The 1,029-nt window shown below is 67.4% G+C and carries 1 protein-coding gene; it reads right to left on the minus strand.

What is annotated here, in order from left to right; all coding sequences use genetic code 11:
* Positions 1-107: 107 nt before the first annotated feature.
* Positions 108-863, minus strand: coding sequence for a GOLPH3/VPS74 family protein (locus tag AOK01_RS17365; protein ID WP_055512599.1), 756 nt, complete (start codon positions 861-863; stop codon positions 108-110).
* Positions 864-1,029: the final 166 nt, after the last annotated feature.

Genomic DNA, 1,029 nt, shown 5'->3' on the forward strand with positions numbered 1-1,029 from the left:
GGCGTGATGCACGGCGGGTGATGCGGAGTTACTGCGATTCTGCGGATTCGGATGCTGCTGATAGGGCTGTGCTGCGGTCGTGCCGGTGGGTGCCGTTGGCCCGTGACTCAGTGGGCTACGGCGCGCGCCATCGAACCGCGGCGCGGTTGCATCGGGATACCCCTGGCGGGCTCCGGTGCGGGCCTGGCTCCGGGGGCGGCCTGACGGCCGGTCGGTGCCGGGCTGCGGCGTGGCTGAGCGGCCACTCCGTTCTGGACGTCCATCACGGCGTGTGCCACGAGGCCGCCCATGGGGTCGTGCCTGATCAGGTCCCGGAGGCGGGAGCGCGACGAACGCCCTTCGTTCCCTGGGTAGAGGTGCTTGCCCAGGCCGACGGCATGCGCCAGTGCGGCCAGTGCGGCGGTCCGCGGGTCCGGCGGGACGCCGGTGCGGATCGCGCTGTCCAGCCGGGCCCTGATCTCCCGGCTGATTTCCGTGTCCGTCGCCTGGTAGCGAGTCGTCGGAAGCACCCCGCACATCTGACCCGCCACGGCATGAACCATGCCGCATCGCTCCAGATGCGAGAGATAAGTCTGGCGCAGCCCCAGTCGGGGCCCGCCGATCCAGTTCACAGCGCGTACTGGAGCACCCCGCCTGCGGAGTAGTTCCAGCGCACAGTCCAAGGTTGGATCTCCGGTCGGCCGTGGTGCCACCACGGCGATACGATCCCCGTCTGGGGCTATCCGTCCGGCCAGCGCCAGCTCCACTAGCTGTGCTCCGGCCAGACCGAGGTCGAGCGACTGCGGCTGTGCGGTGGTACCCGTGGTCGGGTCCAACGCCAGCAACAGAAGCTCCTCCGGAATTGTTCTGCGGCTCCTGCCCATCCATGCCTCCCCGCGTGGATGAATGACAGGGTGACCCCTCTCACATTGGTCTGTCGAGAGCACGTGACCGGTTTTTTATGGAACCAGTAGATATGTCGTTCTCGTCTACCGCAGGGGTCAATCCCTCACACAGGACACTGGTACATGGTTCGGACACGCGTGTCCG

This window comes from Streptomyces aurantiacus (genome assembly GCF_001418335.1).
In the GTDB taxonomy this organism is placed as follows: domain Bacteria; phylum Actinomycetota; class Actinomycetes; order Streptomycetales; family Streptomycetaceae; genus Streptomyces; species Streptomyces aurantiacus.

What these genes read in the sequence shown, in the direction of transcription:
- AOK01_RS17365 (WP_055512599.1), bottom strand. Translation starts at nt 863, where the DNA reads ATGGGCAGGAGCCGCAGAACAATTCCGGAGGAGCTTCTGTTGCTGGCG.